Origin of the sequence: Stenotrophomonas sp. GD04054, assembly GCF_029836955.1 — a bacterium.
Taxonomy (GTDB): Bacteria; Pseudomonadota; Gammaproteobacteria; order Xanthomonadales; family Xanthomonadaceae; genus Stenotrophomonas; species Stenotrophomonas maltophilia_A.
In genome coordinates this window covers 12177-29052 of sequence record NZ_JAOECR010000013.1, presented here as the reverse complement: position 1 = coordinate 29052, position 16876 = coordinate 12177, and the positions used below count along the sequence as shown (strand labels likewise).

The window sequence follows — 16876 nt, the reverse complement described above, 5'->3', positions numbered from 1 at the left end:
CGCACAGGGCCGGACCGATGATTATCCGACGGATGGCGATGAAAGTCAGGTCGGCAGGGCCGCAGCCTGTCCACCGTAAAAAAGAGATGCGGACGGCCCCGGATCGACGAGGAGACCGGTACCGCCCGCATCGGTGAGTTGTGCCTGCAGGCCAAGGCACCACGGCCTGTGGTGCCTTGGCGCGGCCGCCTCATCGGCGGTGCCGCGATGCCGGGGCAGGAGCGCCCGGCGGGGCCATCGATGGCCGGGTCACGCCGTTCCGGGCGTGACGGGGTGCGTCAAAGCGTGGGGGACGTCATTGGGAGCGGTGTTTCGTACATTCGCAGAAGTCGTTGCTTGGCCAGCAGCTTCTCGCGCTTCATGCGACCCAGGGTGACATCATCGATCGGGAGTACACCCAACTCCGCGTCCATGCACTTCTTGTTCAACTTGCGGTGCTGGTCATGGAGTGCCCTGAACTCCGGATCACGCGCGCGACGGGCGTCGATCTCGCTCTGGGGCTGATCTTCAAACATGATGGACCTCCTTCGACAGATACACGAACGCCCCGGCCGCAAGGCACGGGGCGTTGTTCATGGAGGAGCGCCGGTCGATGGCCACCTGGACGCCTGCAACGACCTGCGGCACTGGCCTGCGCACGTCGATCTGCTGCGGTTCGCGCCCTGTTTGCATCGGCCCGGCCCTCCCATCGTCCGGTCCGCGGCATTGCGTCCCGGACGATTGACCCTACGCCTGCTCAAGGCGGGGTACAAGACCCCTGCGGCAAAAAGACCGAACCCCGCCGGGGCGGGGTTCAGGCTGAATGCTCATCGCAACGAAAAACAAACAATATCAAGCAATTACGGGGCGATGATGACCTCGGCCGAGCGTGCCCGGGTGGACGCCGCCTTCTTGCCGCTGAGCTGGATCCGGTTGCTCGCGACACCCGCCGCGACCAGGGCATCGCGCAGGGCCTCGGCACGCTTCTGACCGACCCCGTTGGCGCTGTCATAGGCCTCGATGCGCAGGCGGCCCTTCTTGCCGATGTTCAGGTACTCGGCCAGTGCCTTGGCCTGGTTGCGGGCCCCACCGGACAGGCTGGAGGCGCCAGCGGCAAATGCGTCACCATTGAAGGTGAAGACTTCGCCACGGCCATCGAACTTCGAGCCCGGCAGCTTCTGCCCGGATACCAGCTCGGCTTCCTCGCGGGCCAGCTTGGCGGCGTTCTGCTGGGCGGCGCTGAGGCGCTGCTGCTGCTTGCCGGCCACGCTGGTCAGGGCATTCTCGGCGTCCTGGCGGGCCAGGGTCTCGGCCTCGGCGGCCTGGCGCAGGCGCTCAGCCTCCTCGGCCTGCATCTGCGCCTGCATGCGCAGCTGCTCGGCCTCCTGGCGGGCACGGGCGGCATCGCGGCGGCTGGCCTCGATCAGCAGATCACTGCGGGTGCGCTCGAGGCGATCGACCTCACGCGCGGCCAATGCGGCACGCACGGCAGTCTCGGCAATCTCCACCCGGCGCTCGGCCAGGTAGGTGGCCAGCTCCTGGTCGCGGCGCTTGGCCTTGTCCAAGGTGGCGATGGCCTGCTGGGCCTGCATGCGCTCGAAGGCGCCCAGCTCAGCCGTGTCGGGATTGGCCTGGATGGCCATCAAACGCTGGCTCAGTTGCGCCACCATCGGGTTGTCGGCGGCCAGGGCCAGGGTCGGCAGCGTCAGCAGGGCAGCCAGGGTTGCGGCAGTCATCGGCTTCACCGGCGGTCCTCCCCGGTGGACAGCTGGCGTTGCAGCTGGTTGACCTCGTTGCGGCGCAGCTGCAGCTGCGCGGTGACGGTGGCTTCCTCGCTGCGGGCGCGGGCCAGGTCGGCATCGGCAGCGGCGCGCAGGGCGATCGCCGGGGCGTTCTTGCGCTCGCGGCGGTCGCCGGCAGCACGCTGGGCCTGTTCCAGCCCCTGCCGGGCCAGCCCGATCAGGTCCGGGGCGTACTGGTCGGCGTCGGCCTGGGTGGCCTTGTCGACCGCCTGCCGGGCCTGGGCCAGTTCCAGTGCGCCGTCCTGCGCCCAGGCGGGGGCAGACAGTGCGAATGCAAACGCCATCACATACAGGCCATGGCGCATTCGTGCGAAGCTAAGTCGTTTCATTGGGGAGGCCGTACCGGTTGTCGGTTCACGGCCATTGTCGTCAAGCCGACACCGTGCTGGCAACGGGCGTCGGCCGTTTCGTTGGGGAAAATTCGCAATGGATATCGGCTACTTCCTGAAGCTGATGACCGAAAAGAACGCTTCGGACATGTTCCTGACCACCGGAGCACCGGTCTACATCAAGATCGAGGGGAAGCTTTATCCGCTGGGCAACACCGGCCTGCCGCCGGGCATGGTCAAGAAGATCGCCTACTCGCTGATGGACGAAGGCCAGGTGCCGCAGTTCGAGCGCGAGCTGGAGCTCAACATGGCCATCGCCCTGCCCGATGCCGGGCGCTTCCGCGTCAACGTGTTCAAGCAGCGCGGCGAAGTGGGCATGGTCATCCGCGCCATCCGCAGCCGCATCCCGAGCATCGAGGAGCTGAACCTGCCGCAGGTGCTGAAGGACGTCATCATGACCCCGCGCGGGCTGGTGCTGGTGGTGGGGTCCACCGGTTCCGGCAAGTCCACCTCGCTGGCGTCGATGATCGACCACCGCAACAGCACCACCACCGGTCACATCCTCACCATCGAGGATCCGATCGAGTACCTGCACAAGCACAAGATGTCGATCGTCAACCAGCGCGAGGTCGGGCTGGACACCCATGCCTTCCACAACGCGCTGAAGAACGCGATGCGTGAAGCGCCGGACGTGATCCTGATCGGCGAGATCCTGGATGCGGAAACGATGGAGGCGGCGATCGCCTTCGCCGAAACCGGCCACCTGTGCCTGGCCACCCTGCACTCCAACAACGCCGACCAGACCATCGAGCGCATCCTCAACTTCTTCCCGGAAAGCGCGCACAAGAACGTGCTGATGAACCTGGCGCTGAACCTGCGTGCGGTGATCAGCCAGCGCCTTGTGAAGAACAAGGAGGGCCGTCGCCTGCCGGCCACCGAGGTGCTGATCAACACGCCGATGATCCGTGACCTGCTGCGTCGCGGCCAGGTGCACGAGATCAAGGCGGCGATGGAAGGCTCGCTGGAGGAAGGCATGGAGAGTTTCGACCAGTGCCTGTTCCGACTGGCCAAGGCGGGCATCATCGAGCAGGAGGAAGCGCTGCGCGCGGCCGACTCGCGCGATGGCCTGGCCCTGAAGTTCCGCCTGTCCGAAGGCAGCAGCGGCGAGCACGACCCGTATGCGGATTTCTCGGCCGGGCAGCCAAGCATCACCCACGGCTTCTGACCGCACGAAAAAGGGGACGGAGGGGATTAAGTCGTAAGTGCATTTACGACTTAATCCCCTCCGTCCCCTTTTCCTGAAGAATTCAGGGGCGGTCTCATCCAATGAGACCCCTCATCCGTAGGTTTCCTCAATGGAAACCATCCGCAAGCTGGCCATCCTGGCCGATGCCGCCAAATACGACGCCTCCTGCGCCTCCAGCGGCTCGGGCAAGCGCGATTCACGCGCTAGTGGCGGCATCGGCAGCACTGAGGGTATGGGCATCTGCCACAGCTATACGCCGGACGGCCGCTGCGTTTCATTGCTGAAGATCCTGCTGACCAACTTCTGCGTCTACGACTGCGCCTACTGCGTGAACCGGGTCTCCAGCAACGTAGCCCGTGCACGTTTCAGCGTGGACGAGGCGGTCGCACTCACCCTGGACTTCTACAAGCGCAACTACATCGAGGGCCTGTTCCTGTCCAGCGGCATCATCCGCAATGCGGACTACACCATGGAACAGATGGTGGAAGTGGCCCGGCAGCTGCGCGAAGAACACCGCTACGCCGGCTACATCCACCTCAAGACCATTCCCGAGGCCTCGCCGGAGCTGCTGGCCAGTGCCGGGCGCTATGCCGACCGCCTGTCCATCAACGTGGAACTGCCGACCGAAGCCGGCCTGAGCGCCTTGGCGCCGGAGAAGACGGTGCATTCGATACGCGGCGCGATGGGCGAACTACGCTGGCGCATCGAGGAAGCCAAGGAGGCGCGCAACGCCCCCGCAGCGGTGGCGCCGAGGGCCAGCCGCAGTCCACGCCCTCCCCGTTTCGCACCCGCCGGGCAGAGCACGCAGATGATCGTCGGCGCGGACGGGGCCAACGACCAGCAGATCCTGGCCAGCGCCGACAGCCTGTACGGCAGTTACCGGATGCGCCGGGTCTACTACTCCGCATTCAGCCCGATTCCCGATGCCAGCCGGCAGCTGCCGCTGCAGCCCCCACCCCTGCAACGCGAGCACCGGCTGTACCAGGCCGACTGGCTGTTGCGCTTCTATGGCTACGGCGTGGACGAGATCACCGACACCACCCAGGGCGGAATGCTCGACCTGGATATCGACCCGAAAATGGCTTGGGCGATCCGTCACCCCGAGCGCTTTCCTGTGGATCTCAACCGCGCGCCGAAGGAAATGCTGCTTCGCGTACCCGGGCTGGGCGTGCGCAACGTGAAACGGGTGCTGATGGCACGCCGCCACGGTCGCCTGCGGGTTGCCGATGTAGCACGCCTGAAGGCACCGATGAGCAAACTGCTTCCGTTTGTGCAGCTGGCTGACCACCATCCACGCAAATCGCTGGACGATCCGGCGGCGCTGCGCGCGCAGTTGGCCCCACCGCCTCGTCAGGGATCGCTGTTTGATGCACCGCCCGCCGCCTGACGCGCAGCGCTGGTCGCTGCGGGTGGACCCGCAGTGGTCGCTGCAGGCCTGGCGCGATGCTGCGCGCGAAGCGTTGCTGCGAGGCGTGGCCCCGCCTCAGCTGGACTGGCTGCAAGGGAGCGAAACGTCGTTGCTGGATGCGCCGGCCGTGCAGCGGGCGCCGATGCTGGCTGATGCCAGTGCACCCAACGTGCCCCGCGATTTCCTGGAACTGGCGGCCACCTGCCTGTGCCATCGCGCCCCCCAGCGACTGGCCTTGCTGTATCGCCTGCTGTGGCGCATCGTCCATGGCGAGCGTTCGGTGCTGAGCAACCCCGCCGACGCCGATGTCCTTCGCGCAACGGCGCTCGCCCAGGCCGTCCGCCGTGACACGCACAAGATGAAGGCATTCGTGCGCTTCCGCGAGGTGCCTGGCCAGCCTGATGCGTTCATCGCCTGGTTTGAGCCACAGCACCACATTGTCGACCGGGTCGCGCCCTTCTTCGCGCGCCGCTTCACCGGCATGCGCTGGGCGATCCTCACGCCTTCGCGCAGCGTCGCATGGGATGGGCAGGCGCTTGCCTTCGGCCCCGGCGCACGGCGCGAGGATGCCCCGGCCGAGGATGCGCGCGAATCACTGTGGCAGACCTACTACGCCAATATCTTCAATCCGGCGCGACTCAATACACGGATGATGATGCAGGAGATGCCGGCAAAGTACTGGCGCCACCTGCCGGAGGCCCAGCTGCTGCCACGCCTGGTGCGCGATGCGGCCGACCGCGTACAGGAAATGCATGACCGTCCCGCGCAGGCACCGCAGCGCAGGATCCCCCTGCGTGCAGGTGTTGCGATGCCAGCAGCGGATGCCAGCAGTCTGGAGAATCTACGCGGACAGGCCAGCACCTGCCGCCAGTGCCCGCTGTGGGAGCAGTCCACGCAGACCGTGTTCGGACAGGGGCCTGCAGACGCCCGCATGATGCTGATCGGGGAACAACCTGGCGACACCGAGGATCTGCGCGGACAGCCGTTCATGGGTCCTGCCGGTCAGCTACTGGACCGTGCGCTGACCGAATTGGGAATCGATCGCGCGGCGCTGTACCTCACCAACGCCGTGAAGCACTTCCATCATGAACGGCGTGGCAAGGTGCGACTGCACAAGCGACCGGAAAGCCGGCACATCCAGGCCTGCCGCCCCTGGCTGATGGGTGAGATCGCGCGCGTGCGGCCCCAGGTGATCGTGTGCCTCGGCGCGACAGCGGCAGCCTCGGTGTTTGGTCGTGGGTTCGACCTCTCACGCGACCGCGGACGCTGGCACACCCTCGAGGACGGCACCCGCGGCTACGCCACGGTGCACCCGGCATGGGTGTTGCGGCAGACCGACGATGCGCGCCGCGAGGATGCCTACCGGCTGTTCCGCGATGATCTGGCCCGATTGCAACAAAAAGGGGACGGAGGGGATTAAGTCGTAACTGCACAAACGACTTAATCCCCTCCGTCCCCTCTCCTTTCAGGCGGCGTCGGGCTGGTTTTCCGGGCGTGCGCGGTCGAAGGCGTCCAGTGCCTGGCAGGCAGCTTCGATACGGCGCAGGGTCGGGTACGGCGTCAGGTCCAGGCCGAAGCGATGCGCGTTGTACAGCTGCGGCAGCAGACAGATATCGGCCAGGCCGGGACGGTCACCGTGGCAGAAGGTGCCCGTCGCGCTGCTGTTGGCCAACATTGCCTCCATGGCAGCGAAACCCTCGGCGATCCAGTGCAGGGTCCACTGCGTGCGGGCGTCGGCAGGCACCTGCAGGGTGCGCTCCAGGTACTGCATCACCCGCAGGTTGTTGATCGGGTGGATGTCGCAGGCCACCAGCTGGGCCAGCGCGCGCACCCGCGCACGGCCGGCGGCATCGGTCGGCAGCAACGGCACCTGCGGGAAGCGCTCATCCAGATATTCGAGGATCGCCAGCGACTGGGTCAGTGCATGCCCGTCATGCAGCAGGGTTGGCACCAGCTGCTGCGGATTGAGTGCGCGATAGGCGTCAAGGTGCTGCTCGCCACCTTCGCGCACCAGGTGCACCGGCCGGCCTTCCCAGGCCAGGCCCTTCAGCTCCAGGCCGATGCGCACGCGGTAGGCGGCGCTGGATCGCCAGTAGGTGTACAGCACGATGCCGTCGTCGACCGGGATCTCCATCGCCGCCTCTCTGCTCAGGGCCTGGTCGCCTGTTCGATGCGCTGCTCGATCGCACCGAAGATGCTGTTGCCGGCGGCATCGAGCATCTCGATGCGGACCACGTCGCCGAACGACATGAACGGCGTACTCGGCTTGCCGTCGCGCAGGGTCTCCACCACGCGCTGCTCGGCGAAGCACGAGGCGCCCTTGCTGGTGTCCTCGTTGGCGATGGTGCCGGAGCCGACGATGGTGCCGGCGCCCAGCGGGCGGGTCTTGGCCGCATGCGCGACCAGCTGGGCGAAGTTGAACTGCATGTCCACGCCGGCTTCCGGCGCGCCGAACCACTGGCCGTTGATGTGGGTCAGCAGCGGCAGGTGCACCTTGCTGTCCTGCCACGCGGCGCTCAGCTCGTCGGGGGTGACGAACACCGGCGACAGCGCCGAGCGCGGCTTGGACTGCAGGAAGCCGAAGCCCTTGGCCAGCTCGCCCGGAATCAGGTTGCGCAGCGAGACATCGTTGACCAGGCCGACCAGCTGGATGTGGCCGGCGGCCTGTTCCGGAGTAGCGGCCATCGGCACGTCGTCGGTGATCACCACGATTTCCGCTTCGAGGTCGATGCCGTAGTCCTCGCTGACCACCTTGACCGCATCGCGCGGGCCGTAGAAGCCGGCGCTGGTCGCCTGGTACATCAGCGGGTCGGTGTAGAAGCTCTCCGGCACCTCGGCGCCACGGGCGCGGCGCACGCGCTCGACATGGGGCAGGTAGGCGCTGCCATCGACGAACTCATAGGCACGCGGCATCGGCGCGGCCAGCGCCTGCGGGTCCAGGTCGAACACGCCATCGGCGTCGCCCGCGTTGAGCGATTCGTACAGGGCGTTCAGGCGCGGCGCGATGTGGCTCCAGTCCTCCAGGGCCTGCTGCAGGGTGGCGGCAATGCCGGTGGCGCGCACGCCGTGGCGCAGGTCACGCGAGACGACGATCAGGGTGCCGTCGCGGCCGCCTTCCTTCAAAGAACCAAGCTTCATGGGTGGGTGTCCGGAGTCGTGGGCAAACAAGTTTCAAGTGTAATCAAATCTGCGTCGACGCCAAGCTGCAGCGCGGCATCGGCCCACCCTACCGTAGTGGGGGGGTCGGCAGGGCTTGCAGCCCTGCACCTGCTTCAAGCCAGGGCAACGTCAACAGCAACAGCCGGCTCTGGGTTGTCTGTGAGTTGGGCGGGACACGGTGTGGGTGGGCACGACACGCCGTACCCCCCCCCCTCCGGGGTCCGGCCCAGCCGCTGGCGGCTGTGCGTTCGGGCGCTTGCGAAGCAATGCTTCGCAAGCAAAGCGCCCTCACCCATGGGGGCTCGATGGCGCCATCCATGGCGCCAACGGTCCTGCCCACCCACACCGTCCCACCCCTGACAATTTCCCGATGACGGATCGAACATCCACATCATTCATCGTCGAAACCCGTCAGATATCGAAATTGATCGAATGAGATTCGATAGATCGCGGAAAACTCTCGAAGGTGGGGTGGGTCCGGTTGCGGGGGCGTGAGCCGCATGGATGCGGCGACCGAGCTTACATGGGTGAGGGCGCTTTGCTTGCGAAGCACCGCTTCGCAAGCGCCCGAACGCACAGCCGCCAGCGGCTGGGCCGGGCCACGGAGGGGTACTTGCAGCGCCCCCCGCAACCGGACCCACCCCGCATCCCTCAGGAAACCGGCTTTTGACGTTGACGTTGACGTTGCTTCGGCCTCTGCGGGTGCAGGGCGCAGCCCTGCAGAGAGCCCCCCTACCTGAACAGGCCTTTTTGCGTGAAGTCTCAAACATCGTTTAGACTTGCAGGGTCTGCAGCGGCCGTCCGTTTCCCTCCGGGACCGCCGGCGACCAGGGTCCGCCCTCTTCGCCCGCCCCCACTCCGACGCCGTTCGTCACGCATTCCAGCCTGCGCTTCGTGCCGGCTGCACCCAATTCTCGCAGCGCGGTTCACGGGAACGCTCCGAGTCAGCCGATCAGTTTGATCTGCCCCCGTCTGTCCGTTCGGACAGGCGTTTCTTGTACTTGGAGCAATCTCAATGTCTTTTGAATCGCTGGGCCTGGCGCCCTTCCTGCTGCGTGCGCTTGCCGAGCAGGGCTACGAAAACCCGACCCCGATCCAGCAGCAGGCGATCCCGCTGGCGCTGGCCGGCCGCGACCTGCTGGCCGGTGCACAGACCGGTACCGGCAAGACCGCTGCCTTTGGCCTGCCGCTGCTGCAGCACCTGGGCACCGCCTCGCAGGAAGTGCGCAGCGGCCCGCGCAAGCCGCGCGCGCTGATCCTGGCCCCGACCCGCGAGCTGGCCACCCAGGTGCATGACAGCCTGCGCGGTTACAGCAAGTACCTGCGCATCCCCAGCGCCTGCATTTACGGCGGCGTTGGCATGGGCAACCAGCTGGACATCCTGCGCCGTGGCGTGGACCTGCTGGTGGCCTGCCCGGGCCGCCTGATCGACCACCTCGAGCGTCGCAGCATCGACCTGTCCGGCATTGAACTGCTGGTGCTGGACGAAGCCGACCGCATGCTCGACATGGGCTTCCTGCCGTCGATCAAGCGCATCCTGGCCAAGCTGCCGAAGCAGAACCGCCAGACCCTGCTGTTCTCGGCCACCTTCGAGGACAACATCCGCCAGCTGGCGCTGGAGTTCATGCGCAACCCGGAACAGATCCAGGTGACGCCGAAGAACACCGTGGCCGAAACCATCACCCACCGCGTGCACCCGGTCGATGCCGGTCGCAAGCGTGACCTGCTGCTGCACCTGCTGGCGCAGGACAGCCGCGAGCAGACCCTGGTGTTCGCCCGCACCAAGCACGGCAGCGACAAGCTGGCCACGTTCCTGGAAAAGTCGGGCATCAAGACCGCGGCGATCCATGGCAACAAGAGCCAGGGCCAGCGCCTGCGTGCGCTGGGCGACTTCAAGGCCGGCCGCGTGACCGTGCTGGTGGCCACCGATATCGCCGCGCGCGGCATCGACATCAACGAGCTGCCGAAGGTGATCAACTTCGACCTGCCGATGGTGGCCGAAGATTATGTGCACCGCATCGGCCGCACCGGCCGCAACGGCGCAACCGGCCAGGCGATCTCGCTGGTGGCGCAGGATGAAGTGAAGCTGCTGCGCGCGATCGTGCGCCTGCTGGGCCGCGACATGGACATCCGCGATGTGCCGGGCTTCGAGCTGCAGACGCCGATCCGCTGGGGCAACAGCGCGCCGGGCAAGGCCGAGCACGAAACCGGTGAGCGCGCACCGCGCAAGAACCACGCGCGCCGTCCGCACGGCGATGCACCGCGCCATGCGCATGCGGGCCCGAAGAAGGCCGGTGGCGGCCGTCGCGAGGGCGGTGGCAATGGCCAGCAGCGTGCAGGTGCCGGTCAGGGCCAGCGTCGTGGCGGTGGCGGCAATGGTGGCGGCCGTGGCCGCGGCCAGGGTGGCAACGGCGGCGGTCGCGCCGGCTGATCCCAGCTGACAGCTGTTGTGCTTCCCGCTGCGCGGGAAGGCTATCGAGGGACGGCGCTGACGCGCCGTCCTTTTTTGTTGCTGGCTACCGGGTGATGAAGCACGCGGTGGCAGTACCGAGGGCGGATGGGCATGGGGGCAGCGCAGAACACGCTGTAAATACGTCCATGTAAGCTCGATGGCGCCATCCATGGCGCCAACGGTTCTGCGCTGCCCCCATGCCCATCCGCTTCAAGCATTGCCTGCGCCTTCTTCTCCCGCCGGGTAGCCGGGAGAAGAAAGATCAAATTCAAATTCAAATTCAAATTCAAATTCAAAGGCAAAAGCCGAAGTCGCAATTCCTGGCTTTGCTTTTGCTTTTGCCCTTGCTCCCGCCTTGGGGTTCGATGCGTCCGCGCCCGCAGGAAACTGTCGAGGGGAGGCCGGGCGGGCTGCGCAGGACCGTGAGGCGCATGGATGCGCCGATCGAGCTTACACGGACGTATTTACAGCGTGTCCTGCGCAGCCCGCCCGGCCTCCCCACCCATATATCAACTGAAGCGCGTGCAGCCTCAACCCCGTGCTTTACTCGGATTCACCAGATTCCCGAAGAAGATCGCGTTGATCAGCAGTCGATCCGTCCCGTGCCAGTACTTGCGATGCGCCGGATCATCGGCAAACAACACCACGTTGCCCTGCCCCTGCGCCGACACCAGCAGCCACGCACTACCCGCCACCCGCGTGCGATTGCGCTCGGACAGATAGCCATTCACCCGCGGCGGCGTGTCGATGCGCACCACCGTCGAGAACGGGTTCGTGCTCGGCTGCAGCGTTACCGTGTTCTCCTTGTTGATCGCCAGCTGCCGGCGCGGCACACCGAATGCCAGCGGATGGCTGGTATCCACATCAGCGCTGAGGATGTTGCCGCTGACGCGCTCGATCGCTGCGATGTCGCGCTGATCGCCGAATGCACGGCGGCTCTCGTCAGCGGTTTCTTCTTCCTTGCCAAGCTTCTCGCCGTCGGCCAGCTTCTGTTCGATTGCCCACTTCGAGGCACTGCCGTAGGTCACCAGCGAACCACCGGCCTGCACCCAGCGCTTCAGCGCGGCCACTGCCGTTGCATCGACGCCGGTGTAGGTACCACCGGACAACACGATGGTGGTGTAGCGGTCCAACGGCACTTTGCCCAGCTGCTGCGGATCCAGCTTGCTGGCCGGCAACCGCAGCTGCTGGTCCAACAGGAACCACGCCGATCCGATTTCGGTGGCGGCCACGCCCTCGCCCATCACGAGTGCCACCGCAGGCTTGCGCAGCGCCTTGACGCCGTCACTGCCGAGGTCGATGCCTTCGCGGCTGCGGCCACTGGACAGCGCGTGCACCTGCACACCTGCCTCGCGTGCGGCGGATGTCACTGCCTCAAGCAGCGCCGCACCCTGCAGCGACTGCCCAGTGACCGGAATGACCAGGCTGCCGGCGGCGAAGCTGACCTCGCCCTGCGCGGTCGCGGTGGTGAACGGCTGGAATGCCGCGCGTGCATTCACGCCCTTGCCCTGCAGCGCGGCCAGCGCGCGCCCGGCATTGTAGTCGCGCCAGTCGATCGCGTAGGCGAATCCTGCCTGGCCGCCCAGCACGGTGCCCTGCTCCGCCGGCAGCGCCGCCACGCGTGCGCCGCCGTCGATGCGGCTGCGGCTACCGGCGAAGGCCACGCCGTAGGCCGGTGCAATCGCGTAGCTGGTGCTGCCGTAGAACACATCGCCCTTGATCGGCGGCGTCTCGGCAAAGATCGAATGCACCAGGCGGAACTGCGCCTGCTGCACCGGCACCACGTAGGCGCTGCCGGCATCGAAGCGCTGGCCATCGACACTGACGTCACGATCCAGCGCGCGCACCTCGATGCGATGCAGCAGCAACAGTTCCAGCAGGCGCCGGGTCAGTGCCGGATCATGCGCGTCGCCGAACACGAAGCTCTTCACCGGCTGCTGTGCGGCCTGCTTCAACGCGCTCTGGAAGAACTGCTTCTGCAGGTCGAACAGGCCGCTGCGCTCGGCTACCGCGCCGCGCACCGTGCCCAGCCCGGTAGCCACCTGGTTGCGGATGGTGAACGGGAACGTCAGCAGACCATTCATCGACTCCTGCACGCGGCCCCGCGAGCTGGCCTGCTCGACGGTAACGCCGACGGCACCGTGGAAATCAGGATAGGTCGAGCCGTACACCGGCGAGAAGTTGTCGAAGTTCTCGCCGGTGTAGTACAGCGAGCCCAGCGCATCCAAAGCCTGCGCGTGGTACTTGGCCAGGGTCTTGTTGAATTCATACGACGCCGCTGGGATCAGCGGGCTGTGCATGCTCTTCGGCGACGGTTCGAAGTAGTAGGTGCTGTCCTTTCCCATCTCGTGGAAATCGATCTGCACGTTCGGGTACCACTGGTGGAACACCTCCACCTTCGGCCGCGAGTCCTGCTGGGTCAGGGCCAGCCAGTCGCGGTTGAGATCGGTGAAGTAGTGGTTGGTGCGGCCCTGCGGGAACGGCTCGACGTGTTCCTTGTCGGCCGGGTCGGCCGAAGCCGGATCGGAGGCCCACGCGTTGTGCCAGTTGGCGGCACGATCACGGCCGTCCGGGTTCTGCGCCGGGTCGAACAGCACCACCGCCTGCTGCAGCCACTGCTGGGTTTCGGCACTGCGGTTGGCCACCAGGTAGTACGCCGTCAGCATCGCCGCTTCGGCACTGGATGTCTCGTTGCCATGCACGCTGTAGCCCAGCCACACCACAACCGGGCTGTCGCCCGCCGCGCTGCGCGGCTGTGCCGGATCGGCCAGGGTCGCGTGCTGCTGGCGGATCTGCTCCAACCGCGCGTGGTTGCGTGCGGCAGTGACGGTGGCGATCAGCAGCGGACGGCCTTCATAGCTGCGGCCGATCTCGCGCACGCTGATCTTGTCCGAGTGTCTGGCCAGTTCCTGGAAGTACGCCACCAGCTGGTCGTGCCGGGTGTAACGGCTGCCGATCGGGTAGCCGAGGAACTGCTCCGGCGTGGGCACCGCTGCATCGAACGCCGCTGCGTCGGTGACCTGCGGGAAGAAGTACGCGCTCTGTGCCTGCGCCGGCTGCGGCGAGGACAGTGCGGTGGCGGCGGCAAGCAGCAACGGAAGAACGGCACGGCGATGCAAGGACACGATGACTCCCCTGGAACACAACGGCAGACAGTCGCGCGGCCGGTCCCTTCAGGTGACCGGCCGCGGCGGATGGATCAGAAGCGGTAATCGAAGCCCAGCGTGAAGTAGCGGCCACGCAGGTCGTACTGGCTGAAGTCGTACGGCGCGCGGATGCCCGGGAACGAGGCGTCGTACGGCGGCGTCTTGTCGGCCAGGTTCTGCACCTTGGCGTACACGGTCAGCTTGTCGATGCCGGTGTAGGCCAGGTACAGGTCGTACTGGCTGTAGCTGCCGACACGCTGCTGCACGGCCTTGGCGGCGGTACTGGCTTCCTGGCGGTAGCTGCTGGTGTAGTACCAGGTCACGGCTGCGTTGAAGTCGCCGTACTTCCAGTCCAGCGTGGTGGTGGCCTTGTCCTTGGGCAGTGTTGCGCCCAGGTTGCTGCCGGCGTAGTCCACCAGTGGGCCGCCGACCACGGTCGGGCGACGGTAGTCGCGCACGTGGGTGTAGGCCGAGGACACGGTGAAGTCACCCAGCGCAGCGGTCGGGATGCGCTGGCGCAGCTCGACGTCGATGCCCGAGGTCTTCAGCTCGCTCAGGTTCTGGTAGCGGTTGTAGACCGCCTGCAGCTTGCCGCGCTCATCGCGCTGCACCGCGCCGGCCACGTTGTCGTTGACCAGGGTCTGGGTGTTGTTGGTGCCGACCAGGTTGTCCAGCTGGATGCGGTAGTAGTCCACGCTCAGGTTGGTGTTGGCCCAGGGCGACAGCACCACGCCGAAGTTCACGCTCTTGGTGCGCTCGGGCTTCAGTTCGTTGTTGCCGACGGTGAAGAAGGTGGGGTTCTGGCGCGAGCCCGGCACGTCCGGGTCACGCGGATCGACCACGCTGCCGTAGGCGATGCTGGTGCTGTTGGAGTTTTCCGACAGCGACGGTGCACGGAAGCCCTTCGAGGCGGAGGCACGCACCAGCAGGAAGTCGAGCGGCTGCCAACGCAGGCCGATCTTCGGCGAGAACGCGTCGCCGAAATCATCGTAGTGATCGGCGCGCGCGGCAGCGGACAGCTCCAGCGTCGATGCCAGCGGCACGTTCACTTCGGCGTAGGCCGCACTGACCTGGCGCTGGCCGTGCACTTCGGCGATCGCCGGGCGCACCTGCAGGCCGGCGTCGATCTGCCACGGGTTGTTGGAATCGAGCTTCTCGCGGCGCCACTCGGCACCGGCAGCGAAGCCGATCTCGCCGGCCCAGGTGTGGCCCAGGCTGCCGGAGATCTTGGCATCGATGCCCTGCAGCTTGGATTCGGCCGGACGCAGCGTGGCGATGTTGATCGAGTCACGCACCGACTGCGGCGTGGCGGCCGGGTTCAGTAGGTTGTAACTGCCGGTGGCCAGCGCATCGGCCAGCGCCCAGCGGTTGGCGAAGCCACCGGAGATGCTCTCGCGCTCGCTGCTGCGCGCGCCGAACGCTGCGACCTCCCAGTCCCACTTCGCGGTGGTGCCACGCAGGCCGAACACGCCGCGGTAGGCCGTGGAGCGGTTGGTCTTGAGGGTGCCGCCCAGGTCGAAGAAGGTGTATTCGATCGGGATCGCACGGCCGTACGGGTTGTAAGGGTTGCTGGCCGGCAGCAGCGACGACACCGGTTCGGCCAGGCCACTGTCCGCGTTCAGTGCGAAGCGGCCGCTCTCCAGGGTGAAGAACGGGCTGCTGCCGAACCACGCGGTGCTCTTGATCTGGCTGTACAGCACTTCGCCGAAGGCTTCGACGTTGTCGTTCAGGCGGAAGGTACCGTTGGCATAGGCCTGGTAGCGCTTGGTCGAGGGAATCAGCGTGGTGAACGGCGCCTGGTTGAAGCCGCAGGTATCACCGGCCAGGCCGTCGATCGGTGCGCTGGCGACGCGGGTAGTACCGGCCGGGCAGTTGCCGCTGGCATCGAGCATCGGCACCGACACGCCGTTGACCAGGTAGCGCGCGCCCTTGGCCGACCAGCCGTTCCAGCGGCCGCCGGGCTTGTCGGTGTAGATGCCGCTCTTTGTCAGGTTGCGTTCGTCCTGGTCCAGGCGTTCGCGGTTGTAGCCCTGCAGGCTGAAGAGGATGTTGTAGCCATCGGTGTCCAGATCACCCAGGCCGCCGACGAACTTCAGGTTCTGCTCGTGCAGGCCGCCCTGGTCGGCGCCGCCGAAGCTGCCGCCGATCTCGGCGCCTTCGAAGTTCTGCCGGGTGATGATGTTGACCACACCGGCCACGGCGTCGGAGCCGTAGACCGCCGAGGCGCCATCCTTGAGCACTTCGATGCGTTCGACCGCGACCAGCGGAAGCGCGTTGAGATCAACAAAGGTGTCGGACAGGCCACCGGCCGGGAAGCCGTAGTTGGCCAGGCGACGGCCATTGAGCAGCACCAGCGTGTTCTTCTGCGACAGGCCACGCAGGCCGATGCCGGCCGAGCCGGAGGCCCAGCCGTTGTTGGTGGTTTCGTTGCTGGCGTTGCCGGTGTTCGCCGAGATCGAGCGCAGCACATCGGCCACGGTGGCCTTGCCGGTCTGTTCCAGCTGCTGGCGGCCGATCACCTGCACCGGGTTGGAGGCCTCGGTATCGGTGCGCTTGATGTTGGAACCGGTGACGCGCACGGCGGCCAGGGTGCTGGCTTCGCCACTGGCGTCGGCGGAGGTTTCGGCGGCGGCGGACAAAGGCGCGGCCAGAGCGACGGCCAGGGCCGCCACGAGCAGGGTGTGCTTGGGCATGACGATGTGGGGGAGGTGGAAAGGGCGACGTAGTTCCGCAGTAGTCCATGCCTGGCCGGGGTCCGGCCAATAACATCTCTTCATACGGATATAAGAGAAACTATCATCTCTTCATCCGGATGGAAAGACTTGCTTCACGAAAGTCCAACATCCGCTCAGGCTGGCCGGCCACCTGCGGCGTACAATCGCGTCATGGAAATCTTCAAAGTCTTCATGCTCGAGGCGGCGCACCGCCTCCCCAACGTGCCGCCGGGGCACAAGTGCGCGCGCCTGCACGGCCACTCGTTCCGGGTGGAACTGAAGGTCGAGGGCGAACCCGGCGCGCAGACCGGCTGGATCATGGACTTCGGTGACGTGAAGGCGGCCTTCCAGCCGATCTACGACCGCCTGGACCATCACTACCTCAATGACATTCCCGGCCTGGAGAACCCGACCAGCGAGAACCTGGCGGTGTGGATCTGGAACGAGCTCAAGCCGAGCCTGCCGGCGCTGAGCGAGATCACCGTGCACGAAACCTGCACCTCGGGTTGCCGTTACCGCGGCCCAACAGCCTGATCAACCCATTGATCTGAAAGGTATTTCAGAGGCGTCTTGGGCGCCTTTGTTATTTTTGTTGCATTGCCGCATCAAGGGCGTATGCTGCATTGCATCAAGCCACTCCC

12 protein-coding genes are annotated in these 16876 nt (G+C 66.3%); 5 read left to right on the top strand and 7 right to left on the bottom strand.

The genetic code is table 11. The features are described 5' to 3' along the window. Positions 1-278: 278 nt before the first annotated feature. The 3 genes from N7573_RS08470 to N7573_RS08460 form a co-directional block, all read right to left on the bottom strand. Positions 279-515 (bottom strand): YdcH family protein, encoded by a 237-nt coding sequence (locus N7573_RS08470; protein WP_004154075.1) that lies wholly within the window; start codon positions 513-515, stop codon positions 279-281. Between the two features lie 324 nt (positions 516-839). After that, entirely contained in the window at positions 840-1724 is an 885-nt protein-coding gene (locus tag N7573_RS08465) for an OmpA family protein (RefSeq protein ID WP_107432729.1), read from the bottom strand. Then, complete coding sequence (locus N7573_RS08460) at positions 1721-2086, bottom strand: DUF4398 domain-containing protein (RefSeq protein ID WP_049398394.1); 366 nt, start codon at positions 2084-2086, stop codon at positions 1721-1723. The genes N7573_RS08465 and N7573_RS08460 overlap by 4 nt, the downstream gene beginning before the upstream one ends. A gap of 121 nt (positions 2087-2207) precedes the next feature. On the opposite strand from N7573_RS08460, the gene N7573_RS08455 reads away from it, so the two are divergent. The 3 genes from N7573_RS08455 to N7573_RS08445 all read left to right on the top strand — a co-directional run bounded on the left by N7573_RS08455 (position 2208) and on the right by N7573_RS08445 (position 6184). After that, positions 2208-3335 carry a PilT/PilU family type 4a pilus ATPase gene (locus N7573_RS08455; protein WP_032127971.1) on the top strand — a complete coding sequence of 376 codons (1128 nt, stop codon included), beginning with the start codon at positions 2208-2210 and terminating at the stop codon, positions 3333-3335. A 130-nt stretch (positions 3336-3465) separates the two neighbouring features. Further along, positions 3466-4743, top strand: coding sequence for a putative DNA modification/repair radical SAM protein (locus tag N7573_RS08450; protein ID WP_279913806.1), 1278 nt, complete (start codon positions 3466-3468; stop codon positions 4741-4743). Next, the gene (locus tag N7573_RS08445; protein ID WP_279913805.1) at positions 4724-6184 is read left to right on the top strand and encodes a UdgX family uracil-DNA binding protein; all 1461 of its coding nucleotides are present in this window, start codon (positions 4724-4726) and stop codon (positions 6182-6184) included. Before N7573_RS08450 ends, N7573_RS08445 begins: the two co-directional genes overlap by 20 nt. 45 nt (positions 6185-6229) lie before the next feature. Here the strand turns inward: N7573_RS08445 and maiA are convergent, their stop codons facing one another. Then, positions 6230-6898 carry a maleylacetoacetate isomerase gene (gene maiA / locus N7573_RS08440; protein WP_279913804.1) on the bottom strand — a complete coding sequence of 223 codons (669 nt, stop codon included), beginning with the start codon at positions 6896-6898 and terminating at the stop codon, positions 6230-6232. Positions 6899-6912: 14 nt separating this feature from the next. Beyond that, a complete protein-coding gene (locus N7573_RS08435) occupies positions 6913-7902 on the bottom strand; it encodes a fumarylacetoacetate hydrolase family protein (protein ID WP_279913802.1) in 990 nt (329 codons plus the stop codon). A gap of 1036 nt (positions 7903-8938) precedes the next feature. Here N7573_RS08435 and N7573_RS08430 point away from each other — a divergent pair. Continuing rightward, the gene (locus N7573_RS08430; RefSeq protein ID WP_121504813.1) at positions 8939-10354 is read left to right on the top strand and encodes a DEAD/DEAH box helicase; all 1416 of its coding nucleotides are present in this window, start codon (positions 8939-8941) and stop codon (positions 10352-10354) included. A gap of 551 nt (positions 10355-10905) precedes the next feature. Here the strand turns inward: N7573_RS08430 and N7573_RS08425 are convergent. Further along, a complete protein-coding gene (locus N7573_RS08425) occupies positions 10906-13500 on the bottom strand; it encodes a M14 family zinc carboxypeptidase (RefSeq protein ID WP_279943122.1) in 2595 nt (864 codons plus the stop codon). 74 nt (positions 13501-13574) lie between these two features. Further along, positions 13575-16214, bottom strand: coding sequence for a TonB-dependent receptor (locus N7573_RS08420; protein WP_279943121.1), 2640 nt, complete (start codon positions 16212-16214; stop codon positions 13575-13577). Between the two features lie 192 nt (positions 16215-16406). Between N7573_RS08420 and queD the strand changes: the two genes are divergently transcribed. After that, positions 16407-16769 (top strand): 6-carboxytetrahydropterin synthase QueD, encoded by a 363-nt coding sequence (gene queD / locus N7573_RS08415; protein WP_005407953.1) that lies wholly within the window; start codon positions 16407-16409, stop codon positions 16767-16769. Positions 16770-16876 lie beyond the last annotated feature (107 nt).